17 protein-coding genes are annotated in these 17,699 nt (G+C 65.2%); 6 read left to right on the top strand and 11 right to left on the bottom strand.

Annotated elements, in window-relative coordinates; translation table 11 throughout:
* Positions 1-219: 219 nt before the first annotated feature.
* Positions 220-714 (bottom strand): septal ring lytic transglycosylase RlpA family protein, encoded by a 495-nt coding sequence (locus tag GA0061099_RS05265; protein WP_036008760.1) that lies wholly within the window; start codon positions 712-714, stop codon positions 220-222.
* A gap of 659 nt (positions 715-1,373) precedes the next feature.
* Here GA0061099_RS05265 and GA0061099_RS05260 point away from each other — a divergent pair.
* The 5 genes from GA0061099_RS05260 to GA0061099_RS05240 all read left to right on the top strand — a co-directional run bounded on the left by GA0061099_RS05260 (position 1,374) and on the right by GA0061099_RS05240 (position 6,479).
* Positions 1,374-1,934: a F0F1 ATP synthase subunit delta gene (locus GA0061099_RS05260; RefSeq protein ID WP_036024638.1), complete on the top strand. Its 561-nt coding sequence runs from the start codon at positions 1,374-1,376 to the stop codon at positions 1,932-1,934.
* A complete protein-coding gene (gene atpA, locus GA0061099_RS05255; protein ID WP_036008755.1) occupies positions 1,934-3,463 on the top strand; it encodes a F0F1 ATP synthase subunit alpha in 1,530 nt (509 codons plus the stop codon). The genes GA0061099_RS05260 and atpA overlap by 1 nt, the downstream gene beginning before the upstream one ends.
* A 170-nt stretch (positions 3,464-3,633) precedes the next feature.
* On the top strand, positions 3,634-4,506 hold the full coding sequence (locus GA0061099_RS05250; RefSeq protein ID WP_036024640.1) for a F0F1 ATP synthase subunit gamma: 873 nt from the start codon (positions 3,634-3,636) through the stop codon (positions 4,504-4,506).
* Between the two features lie 34 nt (positions 4,507-4,540).
* Positions 4,541-5,983, top strand: a complete 1,443-nt coding sequence (gene atpD / locus GA0061099_RS05245; protein WP_036008750.1) for a F0F1 ATP synthase subunit beta — start codon at positions 4,541-4,543, stop codon at positions 5,981-5,983.
* 88 nt (positions 5,984-6,071) lie between these two features.
* Positions 6,072-6,479, top strand: coding sequence for a F0F1 ATP synthase subunit epsilon (locus tag GA0061099_RS05240; RefSeq protein WP_036008748.1), 408 nt, complete (start codon positions 6,072-6,074; stop codon positions 6,477-6,479).
* A 170-nt stretch (positions 6,480-6,649) separates the two neighbouring features.
* Here the strand turns inward: GA0061099_RS05240 and GA0061099_RS05235 are convergent, their stop codons facing one another.
* From GA0061099_RS05235 to proB, 10 genes are all read right to left on the bottom strand, one after another.
* Positions 6,650-7,150, bottom strand: coding sequence for an RNA pyrophosphohydrolase (locus tag GA0061099_RS05235; protein WP_036024643.1), 501 nt, complete (start codon positions 7,148-7,150; stop codon positions 6,650-6,652).
* A 197-nt stretch (positions 7,151-7,347) separates the two neighbouring features.
* The gene (locus GA0061099_RS05230) at positions 7,348-7,854 is read right to left on the bottom strand and encodes an RNA pyrophosphohydrolase (protein ID WP_036024645.1); all 507 of its coding nucleotides are present in this window, start codon (positions 7,852-7,854) and stop codon (positions 7,348-7,350) included.
* A gap of 75 nt (positions 7,855-7,929) precedes the next feature.
* Complete coding sequence (locus GA0061099_RS05225) at positions 7,930-9,150, bottom strand: divergent polysaccharide deacetylase family protein (RefSeq protein WP_074447571.1); 1,221 nt, start codon at positions 9,148-9,150, stop codon at positions 7,930-7,932.
* A 146-nt stretch (positions 9,151-9,296) separates the two neighbouring features.
* Positions 9,297-10,658: a S41 family peptidase gene (locus tag GA0061099_RS05220; RefSeq protein ID WP_074447570.1), complete on the bottom strand. Its 1,362-nt coding sequence runs from the start codon at positions 10,656-10,658 to the stop codon at positions 9,297-9,299.
* Positions 10,655-12,052, bottom strand: a complete 1,398-nt coding sequence (locus tag GA0061099_RS05215; protein WP_036024669.1) for a murein hydrolase activator EnvC family protein — start codon at positions 12,050-12,052, stop codon at positions 10,655-10,657. Before GA0061099_RS05215 ends, GA0061099_RS05220 begins: the two co-directional genes overlap by 4 nt.
* A 32-nt stretch (positions 12,053-12,084) precedes the next feature.
* Entirely contained in the window at positions 12,085-12,567 is a 483-nt protein-coding gene (rlmH, locus tag GA0061099_RS05210; RefSeq protein WP_036008734.1) for a 23S rRNA (pseudouridine(1915)-N(3))-methyltransferase RlmH, read from the bottom strand.
* 91 nt (positions 12,568-12,658) lie between these two features.
* Positions 12,659-13,015, bottom strand: coding sequence for a ribosome silencing factor (gene rsfS, locus GA0061099_RS05205; protein ID WP_036024649.1), 357 nt, complete (start codon positions 13,013-13,015; stop codon positions 12,659-12,661).
* A gap of 209 nt (positions 13,016-13,224) precedes the next feature.
* On the bottom strand, positions 13,225-13,869 hold the full coding sequence (locus GA0061099_RS05200; RefSeq protein WP_036024650.1) for a nicotinate-nucleotide adenylyltransferase: 645 nt from the start codon (positions 13,867-13,869) through the stop codon (positions 13,225-13,227).
* A 19-nt stretch (positions 13,870-13,888) separates the two neighbouring features.
* On the bottom strand, positions 13,889-15,184 hold the full coding sequence (locus tag GA0061099_RS05195) for a glutamate-5-semialdehyde dehydrogenase (protein ID WP_036024651.1): 1,296 nt from the start codon (positions 15,182-15,184) through the stop codon (positions 13,889-13,891).
* Between the two features lie 106 nt (positions 15,185-15,290).
* Entirely contained in the window at positions 15,291-16,412 is a 1,122-nt protein-coding gene (gene proB, locus GA0061099_RS05190) for a glutamate 5-kinase (RefSeq protein ID WP_036008728.1), read from the bottom strand.
* A gap of 191 nt (positions 16,413-16,603) precedes the next feature.
* Between proB and GA0061099_RS05185 the strand changes: the two genes are divergently transcribed.
* The gene (locus GA0061099_RS05185; protein ID WP_036024653.1) at positions 16,604-17,569 is read left to right on the top strand and encodes a Bug family tripartite tricarboxylate transporter substrate binding protein; all 966 of its coding nucleotides are present in this window, start codon (positions 16,604-16,606) and stop codon (positions 17,567-17,569) included.
* The last annotated feature ends 130 nt before the right edge of the window (positions 17,570-17,699 follow it).

The following is a 17,699-nucleotide window of genomic DNA, read 5'->3' as shown; positions in this document are numbered from 1 at the left end:
GCAGCCATACCCTCTACTGTCATTCCGGGGCGCGCGTAGCGCGAGCCCGGAATCCATCGGGCGGCAGAGTTTGTGGATGAATGGATTCCGGGTTCGCGCTCCGCGCGCCCCGGAATGACAAAACAAAAAAAGCCCGCGGTCCCCCAAGACCGCGGGCTTGTTTCACGTGCGCAGCAAACTGATGAAAACTGCGCGCTCGATCAGGCGCAGATCGCGCCTTTAGGAGACGACTTCCGCGGTGACGCGGCCAACGCCGCGACTGGTGAGGCCAATGGCGCGGGCGGCACCCGTGGAGAGGTCGAGCACACGCCCGCGAATGAACGGGCCGCGGTCGTTGATGGTGACGATGACGCTCTGGCTGCCATGGGTGACGCGCAGCTTGGTGCCGAAGGGCAGCGAACGGTGCGCCGCGGTCATGGCGTTCTGGTTGAAGCGCTGGCCCGAGGCGGTCTTGCTACCGGACTCATTGCCGTAGAAGGACGCGATGCCGGAGAAGCTGCGGCCCGTGCCGGAGGTCGGCGTCATCGACGCATTGGCATTGCGCCAATCGGAGGTCGCGTTGGCCTCGGTCTGGGCGTGGTGGCGGTGGTGATGCCGATGCTTGGATTTGGCGGAAGCTTCGGTGGCAGTTCCACCGACGAGGAGAGTTGCGGCGACGAAAGCAATCGCCGTACGCGGCCGGGTCACAAAGCCCAGCGTCTTCAAAGACAGCATTTAATGGTCCCTAAGCTAGTATTGCCACATTTGTGGCAAGTGGAGCCCCCATCAGTTTGTGAGCGAGTTGGCGTTTCGATTCCCAATGAGGCGTGAATTGGGCAGTAAATCCGCTATGTGTCGTCTTGAAATATCTTGTTACCGTCGCGTGATATTCAGCCGATGTTCCGTAATCTTCGCCTTTAACGTTTTATTAACCTCTATATTACTTGCGAATACTGTAAAGCGAAGTCATCGCCCCTAGCGTTTAGAATTCGATAAGTATTCGGCGGGTGGAACTGGTGGGAACGGATTCACGCCTCAGCGATCCGTGTTCATGGCCGCTATGCGCTGGGGGCAGGAACCAAATGGGGGGTGCCGCGGCAGGGCCGGCGCTGAATTCCGTGACGTGGCAGGTCGCCGCCTCGGTCGGCCCTCCCGCGCGCAATGTGTTGCGAGGCTGCGACGAACTGGCGATAGAACCTCATGCCTTTAGTTTGGCGTCATGTTGCACCTGCGCACCTGCTATGTTAGCAAAGCCGCGATTTTAACGAGCCCGGCACCTCCCGTGCTGGTCGGAAATCGAAGTCCCGCTTGAATTCCAAGGGCTTGGATCGCTAGGCGCCGCTTCGTGGCGACGGTTTTTCCCTTGCGAGTTTGACAGCAAAAAGAGCGCGTCTGTGGCTGCAGAAGATACGTCCGTTTCAGGTGTGTCCGGCCGTTATGCAACGGCCTTGTTCGAGCTGGCCCGCGACCAGAACGTGGTCGACGAGGTCAAAGCCGATCTTGATAAATTCGATGCCTTGCTGAACGAAAACGCTGATCTCAAGCGCCTCGTCCGCAGCCCGGTGTTCGCCGCCGATGCCCAGTCCAAGGCCCTTTCGGCCGTGCTGGACAAGGTGGGCATCGCCGGCATCACCGCCAACTTTCTGAAAGTGCTGACCGCCAATCGCCGCCTGTTCGCGGTGGCCGACGTCAGCCGCGCCTACCGCGCCCTCGTGGCCCGGTTCAAGGGCGAGACGACGGCCGACGTCACGGTGGCGGAGGCGCTCTCAGACAAGAATCTCGATGCCCTCAAGGTTGCCCTGAAGTCGGTGACCGGCAAGGACGTCGCGCTGAACGTGAAAGTCGATCCCTCGATCATCGGTGGCCTCGTCGTCAAGCTGGGCAGCCGCATGGTGGATGGTTCGCTTCGCACCAAACTCAATTCGATCAAGCACGCGATGAAAGAGGCAGGCTGATGGACATCCGCGCCGCGGAAATTTCCGCGATCCTCAAGGACCAGATCAAAAATTTCGGCCAGGAAGCTGAAGTCTCCGAAGTCGGACAGGTGCTGTCCGTCGGCGACGGTATCGCCCGCGTCTACGGTCTGGACAACGTCCAGGCCGGTGAAATGGTCGAGTTCGAGAACGGCACCCGCGGCATGGCGCTGAACCTCGAAACCGACAACGTCGGTGTCGTTATTTTCGGTGCCGACCGCGAGATCAAGGAAGGCCAGACCGTCAAGCGCACCCGCGCCATCGTGGACGCGCCGGTCGGCAAGGGCCTGCTCGGCCGCGTCGTCGACGCGCTCGGCAATCCCATCGACGGCAAGGGCCCGATCCAGGCTGAGAAGCGCATGCGCGTCGACGTCAAGGCGCCCGGCATCATTCCGCGCAAGTCGGTGAACGAGCCGATGGCGACCGGCCTCAAGGCCATCGACGCCCTGATCCCGATCGGCCGCGGCCAGCGCGAGCTGATCATCGGCGACCGCCAGACCGGCAAGACCGCGATCGCGCTCGACACCATCCTGAACCAGAAGCCGCTCAACGCGCAGCCGGACGAGAACATCAAGCTGTACTGCGTCTACGTCGCGGTCGGCCAGAAGCGTTCGACCGTCGCCCAGTTCGTGAAGGTGCTGGAAGAGCAGGGCGCGCTCGAATACTCGATCGTCGTCGCCGCCACCGCCTCCGATCCGGCGCCGATGCAGTACATCGCGCCCTTTACCGGCTGCACCATGGGCGAGTACTTCCGCGACAACGGCATGCACGCGGTCATCATCTATGACGATCTGTCCAAGCAGGCCGTCGCCTACCGTCAGATGTCGCTGCTGCTGCGCCGCCCGCCGGGCCGCGAAGCCTATCCCGGCGACGTGTTCTATCTGCACTCCCGCCTGCTCGAGCGCGCGGCGAAGCTGAACAAGGACATGGGCTCGGGCTCGCTGACGGCGCTGCCTGTCATCGAAACCCAGGCCAATGACGTGTCGGCCTACATCCCGACCAACGTCATCTCGATCACCGACGGCCAGATCTTCCTGGAAACCGACCTGTTCTTCCAGGGCATCCGTCCTGCCGTGAACGTCGGTCTGTCGGTGTCGCGCGTCGGTTCGTCGGCGCAGACCAAGGCCACCAAGAAGGTCGCCGGCAAGATCAAGGGCGAGCTCGCGCAGTACCGCGAAATGGCGGCGTTCGCGCAGTTCGGCTCCGACCTCGACGCCTCGACCCAGCGCCTGCTCAACCGCGGCTCGCGCCTCACCGAGCTGCTCAAGCAGCCGCAGTTCTCGCCGCTGAAGATGGAAGAGCAGGTCTGCGTGATCTGGGCCGGCACCAACGGCTATCTCGATCCGCTCCCGCTCAACAAGGTGCGCGCGTTCGAGGACGGCCTGCTCTCGCTGCTGCGCGGCAAGCACGCCGACATCCTCAACGCGATTCGCGACAGCCGCGATCTCTCCGACGATACCGCTGCCAAGCTGAAGTCGGTGGTCGAGGGCTTCGCGAAGTCTTTCTCATAAGAAGGCTGTCATGGCCGGGCCAAAGCGCGAAGCGCGTCTTCGCAACTGAAGTCCCGGCCATCCACGTCTTGTGCGTGGAAGACGGAGAACGTGGATGCCCGGGACACGCCCGGGCATGACGAAAGGATAGGGTCGCGGTCGAGCCGCAGGCTGATCGCTGGGGACGAAGAATGGCGTCACTTAAAGACATGCGCGTCCGCATCGCCTCCACCAAGGCGACGCAAAAGATCACCAAGGCCATGCAGATGGTCGCGGCCTCCAAGCTGCGCCGCGCGCAGACCGCCGCGGAAGCGGCGCGTCCCTATGCCGACAAGATGAGCGCGGTGATCTCCAACATCGCCAGCGCCGCGGTCGGCTCGCCCGGCGCACCGGTGCTGCTGGCCGGCACCGGCCGGGACCAGGTTCATCTGCTGCTGGTCTGCACCGGCGAGCGCGGCCTGTCCGGCGCCTTCAACTCCTCGATCGTGCGTCTCGCCCGCGAGCGCGCTCTGGCGCTGATCGCGCAGGGCAAGGAAGTGAAGTTCTTCTGCGTCGGCCGCAAGGGTTACGAGCAGCTTCGCCGCCAGTTCGACAAGCAGATCGTCGAGCACATGGACCTGCGCAGCGTCCGCCAGCTCGGTTTCGTCAACGCCGAGGAGATCGCCAAGAAGGTTCTGGCGCGCTTCGACAACGGCGAGTTCGACGTCTGCACGCTGTTCTACTCGCAATTCAAGTCGGTGATCGCGCAGATCCCGACCGCCCAGCAGGTCATCCCGCTGGTCATCGAGGAGGGCGGTGCCGCCAACACGACGTCGTACGAATACGAGCCGGAGGAGGACGAGATCCTCACGCGCCTGTTGCCGCGCAACCTCGCGGTGCAGATCTTCCGCGCACTGCTCGAGAACAACGCATCGTTCTACGGTGCGCAGATGTCGGCGATGGACAACGCCACCCGCAACGCCGGGGAAATGATCCGCAAGCAGACGCTGGTCTACAACCGCACGCGTCAGGCTCAGATCACCAAGGAACTCATCGAAATCATCTCCGGCGCAGAAGCAGTCTGACCGGACACGAAATTCGGATCGAAGGAGACAGTAAATGGCTACAGCAGCCACACAGATCGGTCGCGTTACCCAGGTCATGGGCGCCGTCGTCGACGTGCAGTTCGAAGGCCACCTGCCGGCCATTCTCAACTCGCTCGAAACCAAGAACGGCAACAACCGCCTGGTGCTGGAAGTCGCGCAGCATCTCGGCGAGTCGACCGTCCGCACCATCGCGATGGACGCCACCGAAGGTCTGGTGCGCGGCCAGGAAGTGACCGACACCGGTCAGCCGATCTCGGTTCCCGTGGGGGACGGTACGCTGGGCCGCATCATGAACGTCATCGGCGAGCCGATCGACGAGGCCGGCCCGATCAAGTCGGAAGGCACCCGCGCCATCCACCAGGAAGCGCCGACCTACACCGACCAGTCGACTGAAGCCGAAATTCTCGTCACCGGCATCAAGGTCGTCGATCTGCTCGCTCCGTATGCGAAGGGCGGCAAGATCGGCCTGTTCGGCGGCGCCGGCGTCGGCAAGACCGTGCTGATTCAGGAGCTGATCAACAACGTCGCGAAGGCGCACGGCGGTTACTCCGTGTTCGCCGGCGTCGGCGAACGCACCCGCGAGGGCAACGACCTCTATCACGAGTTCATCGAGTCCAAGGTCAACGCCGATCCGCACAATCCGGATCCGAGCGTGAAGTCGAAGTGCGCGCTGGTGTTCGGTCAGATGAACGAGCCGCCGGGCGCCCGCGCCCGCGTCGGCCTGACCGGTCTGACCGTTGCCGAGCACTTCCGCGACCAGGGCCAGGACGTGCTGTTCTTCGTCGACAACATCTTCCGCTTCACGCAAGCGGGTTCGGAAGTGTCGGCGCTGCTCGGCCGTATTCCTTCGGCGGTGGGTTATCAGCCGACGCTCGCGACCGACATGGGCGCGCTGCAGGAGCGCATCACCACCACGCAAAAGGGGTCGATCACCTCGGTGCAGGCCATCTACGTGCCGGCCGACGACTTGACCGACCCGGCGCCCGCGACCTCGTTCGCGCACTTGGACGCTACCACGGTGCTGTCGCGCGCGATCTCGGAAAAGGGCATCTATCCGGCGGTGGACCCGCTCGACTCGACCTCGCGCATGCTCTCGCCGCTGGTCGTCGGCGAGGAGCACTACACCGTCGCCCGTCAGGTCCAGCAGGTGCTGCAGCGCTACAAGTCGCTCCAGGACATCATCGCCATTCTCGGCATGGACGAGCTTTCGGAAGAGGACAAGCTAACGGTGGCCCGCGCCCGCAAGATCGAGCGCTTCCTGTCGCAGCCGTTCCACGTCGCCGAAATCTTCACGGGTTCGCCGGGCAAGTTCGTGGACCTCGCCGACACCATCAAGGGCTTCAAGGGCCTGGTGGAAGGCAAGTACGACCACCTGCCGGAAGCTGCCTTCTACATGGTCGGCACCATCGAAGAAGCCGTCGAGAAGGGCAAGAAGCTGGCGGCGGAAGCGGCCTAAGGTGCGAATGGCGAATAGGGAGTAGCGAATAGACGCGCTGCTCTCTTCGCCACTCGCCATTCGCTACTCACCATTCGCAAGGTTTCCCATGGCCACCTTCCATTTCGATCTCGTCTCTCCGGAAAAGCTCGCCTTCTCGGGTGAGGTCGATCAGGTCGACATCCCCGGCGCCGAGGGTGATTTCGGCGTGCTGGCGGGGCATGCGCCGGTCGTGGCTGCGATCCGGCCCGGCATCCTCACCGTCACCACCGGCGGCCGCCACGAGAAGATCATCGTGCTCGGCGGCCTTGCCGAAGTCTCCGAAAAGGGCCTCACCGTGCTCGCCGACGTCGCGACCTCGCTGGACGAGCTCGACCGTGTCCAGTTCGCCGAGACGATCGCGGAGATGGAAGAGAACTTGAAGGAGCACGAAGGCACCGAGCTCGATCAGGCCATCGAGCGGCTCGACCACTTCAAGAGCATCCAGCATCAGCTCAACGCCACGGCTATGCACTAAGCCCCGGGGCACCGCTCCGGGGCTCGATCTCCAAATTCCTGAACAGTTTCAGCGCTCGTCACGGTCGTGGCGGGCGCTGAAACTTTATTGCGCTATCGCTGGCGCTGTCGCCTATTTTATCGCGGCGCGTCAGTCACTTCGCTACTGTGCATGGGGTTGTTTTCGAGAGTTCAGTCGGCGAGGTGCGCAAACTCCTGTGCCACCGCGCGGTAGACCTCGCGGCGGAACGGCACCACGAGGTCGGCGACACGGCCGAGGCGCTCCCAGCGCCAGGCGTCGAACTCGGCGGGCTGGCCGTTGCGCGGCGTCAGCGGATCGATCTCGTCGTCCGTGCCGGTGAAGCGCAGCGCGAACCATTTCTGGCGCTGGCCGCGAAATTTCGCCAGCCGGTGCGTCTGCGGTCCGTCGTAAGGCGGGAATTCATAGGTGAACCAGTCGGTCTCGCCGAGATAGTCGGCACTGACGACGTTGGTCTCCTCCCACAGCTCGCGCATCGCCGCATCACGCAGGTTCTCGCCCTCGTCGACACCGCCCTGCGGCATCTGCCAGTCGAGCCCCGGCAGGATGATCTCGGGTCCGTCACCCTTGAAGCGATGGCCGATCAGCACGCGGCCGTCGGCGTTGAACAGCGCGATGCCGACGTTCGGGCGGTAGGGTTTGTGGGTCGTCACGCGTAACCTTCTCTCGTCATTCCGGGGCGCGCGAAGCGCGAGCTCTGGTGCGCAATTGCGCACCTGAGAATCCATAACCACAGGCCACAATGGGTTGAAAGGCCGTGGCTGCTATCCTTCGCACAGCTTCTGCCTGGGAGTATGGATCCCCGCCTTCGCGGGGATGACGACCGAGCGAGCCGCGACAGGTGATCTGATCACCCCTCCGCCAGCGCAGAAAATTCCTGCACCACGCGCTCATAGACTGGGCGCTTGAACGGGATGATCAACTCAGGGAGATTCTTCATCGACTCCCAGCGCCAGCTCACGAATTCCGCCTTGTGGCCGCCGCCGCCGGGATGCTCGACGTTGATCTCGCTGTCCTTGCCGGTGAAGCGCACCGCGTACCATTTCTGGCGCTGGCCGCGGTAGCGGCCCTTCCAGGCGCGCCCGGCAACGGTGCGCGGAATGTCATAGGTGAGCCAGTCCGGGACCTCGCCGAGCCGCTCGACCGAGCGGACGCTGGTCTCCTCGTAGAGCTCGCGCTTGGCCGCTTCCCAGGTGTCCTCGCCGGGATCGACCCCGCCCTGCGGCATCTGCCAGACATGGGTGTCGTCGACATGCTCGATGCCGCCGGCGCGGCGGCCGATGAACACCAGTCCCTTTGGATTGATTAGCATCACACCGACACAGGTCCGGTAGGGCAGATCCTCGTAACGCGCCATTCCGCCAGACCTCTTGCCTGCTTCTTGGGAAGGCATGCCGGCCCCGCGAGACCCGCGCCGAACCAATTCGTTGATTTAGCTGGATTTTGATTTCAGCATCGCGGTTGTCAATGGCACCAAAAGGATACCTCGGTCGCCCAGTGTCTTGGTCCAGGCGCTGATGCGCTCGATCGAGACGGGCAGGGCGGAGGCCGTGCCGACGGCGATGCCGCGCTCGCGCGCCGCCGATTCCAGCTTGTTGAGGGCGCGGTCGATCTCGGTCGCTGTCGGCACCGCGTCGATGGCGATATCGCCCTTGCCGAACGGCACGGCCTGGTTGGCCGCGGCCTGAGGCGCGATGCTGCGGGGCGAGGAGCCGTCGTCGAAGAAGCCGAGCCCGCGCTTGGCCGCCTCGCGGATGATCGGCTGCATCGCCGGCTCCGTCGCGATGAAGCGGGCGCCCATGAAATTGGTGAGGCCGGCATAGCCCTGCATCCGGCTGAGGTGCCAGTACAGGCGGTCCATGTTCTGGTCGGGGCTGAGCGAGGTCAGCAGCGTCTGCGGCCCCGGATCGTTGTCGGGGAAGTCGTAGGGCTCCATCGGGATCTGGAGGAAGATCTCGTGGCGCTGCGCCCGCGCCCGCTCGGCGAGCTTGCCGGGGTCGGAGCCGTAGGGCGTGAAGGCCAGCGTCACCGCCGGCGGCAGCTTCATGATGGCGTCCAGGGTCTTGGCGGCGCCGACGCCGAGGCCGCCGATCACGATCGCGACCACCGGCATCTTGGCGGCCTTGGCGCGGTCGGCGTCCGCCGCATAGACGTTGAACGGCCTCAGCCCGTCGGCGACCACCGGGATCATGCCGTAGCGCGATTTCTCCAGCAGCTTCGGATTGATCCCGGTCATGACGGGCGGCGGGGCGGATGCAGCCTCGCCCTTGTCGGCGGCATCGCCCCCGCCGATCACCACGTCGCGGCGGGCGCCGGTGGAGCCATCGATCATGGTGATGGTCTTCTGCTCGCCGGGCGCGGCCTGCTTCGGCGCTTCCTTGGTCTCGTGCTTGGTTTCCTGGCCTTGGCCGATGGCAGACTTGTCGTCCGTGGCCTTCTCGGCCGGCCTGAGCTGGTTGATCGCGATCCGGCTCATCGGCTCACCGCCGAGCGGGTCCTTGTTGAAGATGGCGAAGCCGGCAAAGGTAACCAGGAACAGGCCGAGCAGAACAGCCAGCAGCTGCATAGACGTGAACGGCAGCCGCAGCCGCCGTTTGCGGCGCGGCTTATCCTGTCCGAGCGGGGCGCTCAGATCATCGGCCGTTTCAGTCATGCGCGATCCCGAATCACTCCAGCCGACGATACCACGCCGAGGTCAAGCGGCGGCAGGCCGGGATAGGCCGGAGGCAGCAGCAGTTCCCAAGCAAAAAGGGCGGCTTCGGGAAGCCGCCCTTTCGCTGGATCGCGTGATACGCCGACCTAGTTCGCCGCTTTGGCCTTGTCGGTCGCCGCCTTGTTGTCGTTGCCGGGCGTCGGCGCCGCGGAGGCGCTGTTCTTGATGCCGTGGAGCAGGTCGCCGGCGAGCTTGAGCGCCTTGTCGTCCTTGGCGTCCGGCGGGACGTAGGACTGCGAGCCCGTCTTCTCGTCGCCGTCGTTCTTGAGGTGGCCGCGCAGCGAAGCCTCGCCCTTGGTGTCGGTGCGCGACTTCAGCTCGTCCGGCACGTCCTGGAGCACTTCGATATCGGGCACGATGCCCTTGGCCTGGATCGACTTGCCCGACGGCGTGTAATAGCGCGCGGTGGTCAGCCGCAGCGCGCCGTTGCCGCTGCCGAGCGGAATGATGGTCTGCACCGAGCCCTTGCCGAACGAGCGCGTGCCGACGATGGTCGCGCGCTTGTGGTCCTGCAGCGCGCCGGCGACGATTTCCGACGCCGAGGCCGAGCCGCCATTGACCAGCACGATGACCGGCCTGCCCTTGGTCAGGTCGCCCGTATGCGCGGCGCGGCGCTGGGTCTCCTCGGCATTGCGGCCGCGGGTCGAGACGATCTCGCCCTTCTCGAGGAACGAGTCGGAGACGGTGACCGCTTCCTCGAGCAGGCCGCCCGGATTGTTGCGGAGGTCGATGATGAAGCCCTTGAGCTTGTCGCCGCCGATCTGGTTCGTGAGGTTGCCGATCTCGCGCTTCAGGCCTTCGGTGGTCTGCTCGTTGAAGGTGGTGATGCGGATATAGCCGATGTCATCCTGCTCGACGCGCGCGCGCACCGAGCGGACGCGGATGTTGTCGCGCACCAACGTGACGTCGAGCGGATTGTCCTGGCCCTTGCGGATGATCTTGAGCTTGATCTTGGTGTTGACTGGACCGCGCATCTTCTCGACCGCCTGGTTCAGGGTCAGGCCCTGCACCGCCTCGTCGTCGAGATTGGTGATGATGTCGTTGGCCATGACGCCGGCGCGCGAGGCGGGCGTGTCGTCGATCGGCGAGACCACCTTGATCAGGCCGTCCTCCATCGTGACCTCGATGCCGAGGCCGCCGAACTCGCCGCGGGTCTGCACCTGCATGTCGCGGAAGCTCTTCGCGTCCATGTAGCTCGAGTGCGGATCGAGGCCGGTAAGCATGCCGCTGATGGCGGATTCGATCAGCTGGGTGTCATCGGGCTTCTCGACATAGTCGGAGCGCACGCGCTCGAACACATCGCCGAACAGGTTGAGCTGGCGATAGGTGTCCGCGGTGGCGGCTCGCGCGCTGGAGCCCATGAACACCGCGCGCGGCTGGGTCACGAACAGCGTCAGCGCTGCACCGGTGGCGGCGCTGAGGAGGATTACTGAAGTCTTGCGCATCATCCGCGAACCTTCTCGCCTTCATTTGCGGCCCACCATGGGCCTGGATCGATTGGAGTGCCGTCTTTACGGAACTCGACATACAGCACAGGTTGACTCGCATTGGTGGCGAGAATGGAAGCGACCTGAGAGGTCGACCCCATGGTCGCGACCGGCTCCCCCGTGAGCACAAACTGGCCGATGTTGACCGAAATGCGCTCCATCCCGGCGATCAGGACATGATACCCGCCCCCGGCGTTTAGGATCAAGAGTTGTCCATAGCTGCGGAATGGGCCGGCATACACAACCCAGCCATCACACGGCGTCGTGACCTGGGCGCCGGGCTTGGTCGCCAGCGAAATGCCCTTCTGGACGCCGCCGACCCCGTCGGAACCGCCAAAGTCCCTGATCTTGTTACCGTTAACCGGAAACGGCAGGAGGCCCTTGGCCGAAGCGAAGGCGATCGCCGGGGTGGTGCGGGACTTGTCCTTGAACGCGCCCGGGCCCTGTTTGGCGCTGGCGGCCGCGTTTGCCGCCGCCAGTTTGGCCTCCTTGGCCTCGGCCTGCCTTGCGGCCTCGGCAGCCTTCTCGGCCGCCCTGGCGGCGGTTTGCAGATCCTGCTCCATCTTGGCGATCAGCCCCTGGAGATCGCCGACCTGCCTTGACAGCGCGATCGCGCGCGCGCTTTCGGCGTCGAGGTCTTTTTCCCGCGCGGACTGCTGACGCTGCCGTTCCTCGATCAGGGCGGTGAGCCGGGTCTGGTCGCTCCTGACCTTGTCGCGGTCGGAGGCGAGCTGATCGCGCTCGGTGGCTATGGTCTTGCGCAAGGCCACGAGCTCGCCGAGCTCGCTTGCGATCTTCTCGGCGCGGCCGCGCAATTCCGGCACGACGGCGCCAAGCAGCATCGCGGTGCGCAAGGATTGCAGCGCATCTTCTGGCCGCACCAGCAGCGCCGGCGGCGTGCGCCGGCCGGCGCGCTGCAAGGCCGCCAGCACCTCGACGATGTCGGCACGGCGCGAATCCAGCGAAGCGCGCATCTGCTGCTCGCGGCCGTTCAGCGTTCGCAGCCGCGCCTCGGCCTCGTCGATCTTGGTTTCCACGGCGCGCACATTGGCGGCGGTGTCGATCAGCTGCTGATTGAGCTGGGTGCGGTCCTGGCCGAGCGCGGTGATCTCGGCCTTCAGCTTGGCCTGCGCTTCTTCCGCGCTTCGTTGCCTCGCGCGCGCGGCCTCCAGCTCCTGCTCGCGCTGCTTGATCGCATCGGGCGAGACGGCGGCAGTCTGCGGCGACGGCGCAACTGTCTGACCTTGCGTCTGGGCTTGCGCGAGGCTTTCTTCGGCGAAGAGGCTTGCTTCGGCGAAGAGGCTTGCGCCGGCAAGGCCGGTGATCAGCAGCAGGTTGAGGAGCGGCGCTCGCATCGTGTCGGCAAAGGTGCTCGTTGTGGCGCGCATCACGCGCGGTGATAGGGATGGCCGGCCAGGATGGTGGCGGCCCGATACAGCTGTTCCAGAAGCATGACGCGGACCATTTGGTGCGGCCAAGTCGCAGAGCCGAACGCGATCGCGAGCTTAGCCTTACGGCGCAATTCGGGCGAAAGTCCGTCCGCCCCTCCGATCACGAAGATAGTATGTCCGGCGCCCTCGTCGCGCCAGCGCGCCAGATGCCGTGCGAATACGGTGGACTCGAGATTCTGGCCGCGCTCGTCCAGCGCCACCAGGATCGCCTTGTCAGGAATATGCGCCGAGATTGCCGCGGCCTCTTCGGCCATCCGCGTCGCCGCATCGCGTGCGCGGCTTTCGGGAATTTCGTGGATGCCGAGCTCGCGGAATCCAAGCTTGCGGCCGGCCTCCTCGAACCGCTCGAAATAGCGGTCTGCAAGCTCCCGTTCGGGGCCCTGCTTCAGCCGGCCCACCGCAATGACAGCAACACGCATGATTCTTGAGTCGCGTTGACGAGACCGCGCGCAACAAGCGCGCGCACGACGCTAGCATGCGCGTCAGCCGATTCGAAATCGGCCTTCGAGCCTAGATCGCCTTCGCCGCCCCTGGGCCCTGCGTGTACAACCGCTCGAGGTTGTAGAACTCGCGGACCTCGGGTCTGAACACGTGCACGATCACGTCGCCGGAATCGATCAGCACCCAGTCGCAATTGGGCAAGCCCTCGACATGGATGTTCTTGATGCCGTTTTCCTTGAGGCTCTTGGTGACGTTTTCCGCGATCGCGCCGACGTGCCGGTTCACCCGGCCGGTGGTGACGATCATGTAGTCGGAGTACGCCGATTTGCCGCGAAGGTCGATGGTGACCGTCTCTTCCGCCTTCATGTCCTCGAGGCGGGAGAGGATCAGGGTCAGCGTCTTGTCGGCGTCGGGTTGCGCCTTCAAGGCCGCAGCTTTGGTCGATGTTTTACGCGTAGGCTTGGCAACCTTGGGTAAAACAGACTTGGACAATACAGATGCGGTCAGGGACCATTCCTTTCACTGTATCGCGAACGCCGAATCCGGGCGCCCACTGGTTACACTACATCATGTGGGGTTAAGGGTTTCAATATGCCAGAGAGACCGAAATCCCCACCAGGTCGGCACACTTCGTCTCACTTCGTACCTTTCCAGCTCCCGTCCGGGTTCCGTAGGCCGGTCGAGGACAGATTCAGCTTCAATCCGGTCAGGAACACCCAGGCCGGTGCCGGCCGATCTGCAAGCTGGACAGCCTTGTTCTCGGGCAGACGGTAGCGCGATAACGCCTGGGCCGCGGGCGAGCCGAGCGCGCGAAAACTCTGCGGGGGGCGATCGATCACGGCCATCGGCACCTGGGCGGCGATGCGCCGCCAGTCCTGCCAACGATGGAATTGAGCGAGATTGTCGGCGCCCATGATCCAGACGAAGCGCAAGCCAGGAAAGCGGCGGCGCAAGGTGTTGATCGTGTCGATAGTATAGCGGGTGCGAATGACGGATTCGAGACAGCTCACCTCGATGCGCGGATCATCGGCGACCTCGCGCGCGGCCTGCATGCGCTCGCCGAGCTCGTGCAGCGTGCCGTTCTCCTTGAGCGGATTGCCCGGCGTAACCAGCCACCAGACGCGATCGAGCTGCAATCGCTTCAGCGCGAAGCGGCTGATCGCGCGGTGCGCCTGATGCGGCGGGTTGAACGAGCCGCCGAGCAGGCCGATGCGCATGCCCGGCGTCGAGGGCGGAACCGCTTGCGCCACGAAGCGCGGCACGACGAGATTGTTGCTCAATGCCCGCGCCCCGCGACGTCTACGGCCGAGTCTGTCCGGTGCCGCGGACGCGATATTTGAAGCTCGTCAATTGCTCGGCGCCGACCGGGCCGCGGGCGTGGAAGCGGCCGGTGGCAATCCCGATCTCGGCGCCGAACCCGAACTCGCCGCCATCGGCAAACTGCGTCGAGGCGTTGTGGAGCACGATCGCGGAATCGACCTCGCTCAGGAACTTGCTCGCCGCAGCCTCATCCGCGCTCACGATGGCATCGGTGTGATGCGAGCCGTGGTCCTGGATGTGCGCGATCGCGCCGTCGACGCCGTCCACCACCTTCGCCGCGATGATCGCGTCGAGATATTCGGTGTCCCAATCCTCCTCGCTCGCCGGCTTGACGCGCGGATCGGCCTTCTGCACGGCCTCGTCACCGCGCACCTCGCAGCCGGCATCGAGCAGCATCTCCACCAGCGGCTTCAGGTTCTTGCCAGCGGCGGCACGATCGACCAGCAGCGTCTCGGCCGCGCCGCAGACGCCGGTGCGTCGCATCTTGGCATTGAGCACGATCGACTTCGCCATGGCGAGGTCGGCGCTGCCATCGATATAGACGTGGTTGACGCCTTCGAGATGCGCGAAGACAGGCACGCGCGCCTCCTGCTCGACCCGCGCGACGAGGCTCTTGCCCCCGCGCGGCACGATCACGTCGATGGCGCCGTTGAGGCCCGACAGCATCATGCCCACCGCTGCGCGGTCGCGCGTCGGCACCAGCGTGATCGCAGCTTCCGGCAGGCCGGCTTCGCGCAGGCCCTGCACCAGGCACTCATGGATGGCGCGGCACGAGCGGAAACTGTCGGAGCCGCCGCGCAGGATCACGGCATTGCCCGACTTCAGGCACAGCACGCCGGCATCGGCCGCGACATTGGGCCGGCTCTCAAAAATCACGCCGACGACGCCGAGCGGCACGCGCACGCGCTCGATGGACATGCCGTTCGGCCGCTGCCAGCGCTCGGTGACGACGCCGATGGGATCGGCGATGCCGCGCACAATGCCGATGCCTTCGGCCATGCCCTCGATGCGCGCCGGCGTCAGCGTCAGGCGATCGATGAAGGAGGAGGTGGCATTGCCGGCGGCACGGGCCTCCGCGACGTCCTCCGCATTGGCGGCGAGGATCGCGGCCGAGTTGGCGCGGATTGCCCGCTCCATGGCTTCCAGCGCGCGGTTCTTCTGCTCCGGCGGCGCCAGCGCCAGCACGCGCGCGGCAGCGCGGGCACGGGTTCCGAGATCGGACATCAGCGCCTGAAGATCGGCATTGCCGTCAACGGCTTTGAGGGGGGCGGCCATGGGGTCAAAACCTTCTGCTAAGGCGGTGTCCTAGCACGGAAATCCCGCTTTTGCGAAGGGCGGGGAGGGTATGGCTGGTCTCCCGGCGGCGAGCGGGGCGGGGCCCTTACCCGCCCACCACCAGATCATCCCGGTGGATCATCTCCGCGCGGCCGCTGATGCCGAGGATGGTCATCACATCTGGGGAGGAGCGGCCCTTGATCCGCTCGGCATCATCGGCGTCATAGGCGATCAGGCCGCGGCCGACCTCGCTGCCGTCGGGGCCGCGCACGATCACGGCATCGCCGCGGGCAAACTGGCCCTCGACCTTGTTCACGCCGGCCGGCAGCAGGCTGGCCCCGGCCCGTAGCGCGGTCACCGCGCCGGCATCGATGGTCAGCGTGCCCTTCGGCTCCAGCGTGCCCGCGATCCAGCGCTTTCGCGAGGTGATGGGATTGGCCGGCGTCAGGAACCAGGTGCAGCGGCCGCCATCGGCGATCGCCTGCAAGGGATGCTCGATCTTGCCGGAGGCGATCAGCATATGCGTGCCTCCGGTCGTCGCGATCTTGGCGGCCTCGACCTTGGTGCGCATGCCACCGCGCGACAGCTCGGACTCGGCATCGCCCGCCACCGCCTCGATCTCCGAGGAGATGCTGTCGACGACGGGAATGAGTTTTGCGTTCGGATTGTTCTTCGGCGGGGCATCGTAGAGCCCGTCGATGTCGGACAGCAGCACCAGCAGGTCGGCGCTCGCCATGGTCGCGACGCGCGCGGCGAGGCGATCGTTGTCGCCGTAGCGGATCTCGGTGGTCGCCACCGTGTCGTTCTCGTTGATCACGGGGATCGCGCGCCATTCCAGCAGCTTGCCGATGGTGGAGCGCGCGTTGAGATAGCGGCGGCGCTCCTCGGTGTCCTGCAGCGTCACCAGGATCTGGCCGGCGCCGATACCGTGGGCGCCAAGCACCTCCGACCAGATTCGCGCCAGCGCGATCTGACCGACGGCGGCCGCGGCCTGGCTCTCTTCCAGCTTCAGCGGGCCGCGCGGCAATTTCAGCCGGCTGCGGCCGAGTGCGATCGAGCCGGAGGAGACGACCAGCACGTCGCGCCCTTCCTTGTGCAGCTTGGCCATGTCGTCGGCCAGTGCAGCCAGCCAGGACGCACGCACCTCGCCCCTGTCGGAATCCACCAGCAGCGCTGAGCCGACCTTGACGACGATGCGGCGGAATTGGCTGAGTTCGGGGCTGGCCATGTCTCTTGTGTGCTGGCGCTGGATGCGAATGACGGCGGAGCGACAGGCGGCGCCGATGAGCCCTGCTTTTGCAGCAGGACGGTGACCGGCGCAAGGCAGCCGGGATGGTAAACGACGCATGTCGGCCTTGTGTCAGCCGTCCGTCTGGCTCTAATGGCGATCAACGATAAACGGGCCGAAAGAGGAAACGAATGGATCGCCGCAAATTCATGGCCGGATGCCTCGGCCTGCCGCTGTTCGCGCAGGCGGGTGGTGCGCGGGCGCAGGCCGGGCTGACGAAGATCATCTTCCCGTTTGCGGCCGGAGCCGGCGGCGACACGCTGTGCCGGCTGCTCGCGCAGGAGATGGCTCCGCTGCTGCAGCGGACCGTCGTGGTCGAGAACCGCACCGGCGGCGACGGCCTGATCGGCATCAAGGCGGTGAAAGGCGCGAGCCCCGACGGCAGCATGGTGCTGGTGACGACAGGGCCGACCATGTATCTGCTGCCAATGGTGGAGGCGACGCCGAGCTTCGACACGGCCAGGGATTTCATGCCGGTGTCGCTGCTGGCGCGCTTCGAGTTTGCGCTGGTGATCGGCCCGGGCATCGATGCTGCCGATTTCAAAGCGTTCGTAGCGTGGCTGAAATCGCATCCGGACAAGACCTCGTTCGGAGTGCCGAGCAACGGCACCATTCCGCATTTCACCGGCTCCAAGCTCGAGAAGGATCTCGGTATTCCCCTGACCCGCGTGCCCTATCGCGGCAGCGCGCCGATCCTTAACGACCTCGTCGGCGGCCACATTTCCTTCGGGATCACCACGCTGGCGGACGCGCTGCCGCAGCACCGCGCCAAGGGCGTGAAGATCATCGCGGTCGCGAGCGCGGAACGTTCACCCTTCGCGCCTGACGTGCCCACGCTGAAGGAGAGCGGCATCGATCTCGTTGCCGACGCCTGGTACGGCATGTGGCTTCCCGCCGGCAGCCCGCCGGAGTTCGCGAGCAAGCTCGGGGCGGCGGCGAGCGCCGCGCTCGCCAAGCCGGAGGTGAAGGAGAAGTTGACGGCGATCGGGCTGATTCCGATCGGCAGCAATGCGGACGCGCTATCCAAGGAGCTCGCCGCGAACACCGCGCTGTGGCAGCCGATCGTGAAGGCGACGGGCTACAAGATCACGAATTGAAGGCTGCCTCTTCTCCCTCTCCCCGTTCTTACGGGGAGAGGGTTGGGGTGAGGGGCTGTCTCCGCGAAAGCGCTGGCAATTGAACTCGCGGAGAGTCCCCCTCATCCGGAATTTGCTCTCGTAAATTCCG

The sequence above is a fragment of the Bradyrhizobium yuanmingense genome (assembly GCF_900094575.1).
GTDB classification, from domain to species: domain Bacteria; phylum Pseudomonadota; class Alphaproteobacteria; order Rhizobiales; family Xanthobacteraceae; genus Bradyrhizobium; species Bradyrhizobium yuanmingense.
This window is presented reverse-complemented; position numbering and strand designations above follow the sequence as displayed.

Bases quoted from the DNA above. Each gene is read 5' to 3' on its own strand.
- GA0061099_RS05265 (WP_036008760.1), bottom strand. From the start codon at position 714: ATGCTGTCTTTGAAGACGCTGGGCTTTGTGACCCGGCCGCGTACGGCG.
- atpA (WP_036008755.1), top strand. From the start codon at position 1,934: ATGGACATCCGCGCCGCGGAAATTTCCGCGATCCTCAAGGACCAGATC.
- GA0061099_RS05250 (WP_036024640.1), top strand. From the start codon at position 3,634: ATGGCGTCACTTAAAGACATGCGCGTCCGCATCGCCTCCACCAAGGCG.
- atpD (WP_036008750.1), top strand. From the start codon at position 4,541: ATGGCTACAGCAGCCACACAGATCGGTCGCGTTACCCAGGTCATGGGC.
- GA0061099_RS05240 (WP_036008748.1), top strand. From the start codon at position 6,072: ATGGCCACCTTCCATTTCGATCTCGTCTCTCCGGAAAAGCTCGCCTTC.
- GA0061099_RS05230 (WP_036024645.1), bottom strand. From the start codon at position 7,854: ATGGCGCGTTACGAGGATCTGCCCTACCGGACCTGTGTCGGTGTGATG.
- GA0061099_RS05225 (WP_074447571.1), bottom strand. From the start codon at position 9,150: ATGACTGAAACGGCCGATGATCTGAGCGCCCCGCTCGGACAGGATAAG.
- GA0061099_RS05220 (WP_074447570.1), bottom strand. From the start codon at position 10,658: ATGATGCGCAAGACTTCAGTAATCCTCCTCAGCGCCGCCACCGGTGCA.
- GA0061099_RS05215 (WP_036024669.1), bottom strand. From the start codon at position 12,052: ATGCGAGCGCCGCTCCTCAACCTGCTGCTGATCACCGGCCTTGCCGGC.
- rlmH (WP_036008734.1), bottom strand. From the start codon at position 12,567: ATGCGTGTTGCTGTCATTGCGGTGGGCCGGCTGAAGCAGGGCCCCGAA.
- GA0061099_RS05195 (WP_036024651.1), bottom strand. From the start codon at position 15,184: ATGGCCGCCCCCCTCAAAGCCGTTGACGGCAATGCCGATCTTCAGGCG.
- proB (WP_036008728.1), bottom strand. From the start codon at position 16,412: ATGGCCAGCCCCGAACTCAGCCAATTCCGCCGCATCGTCGTCAAGGTC.
- GA0061099_RS05185 (WP_036024653.1), top strand. From the start codon at position 16,604: ATGGATCGCCGCAAATTCATGGCCGGATGCCTCGGCCTGCCGCTGTTC.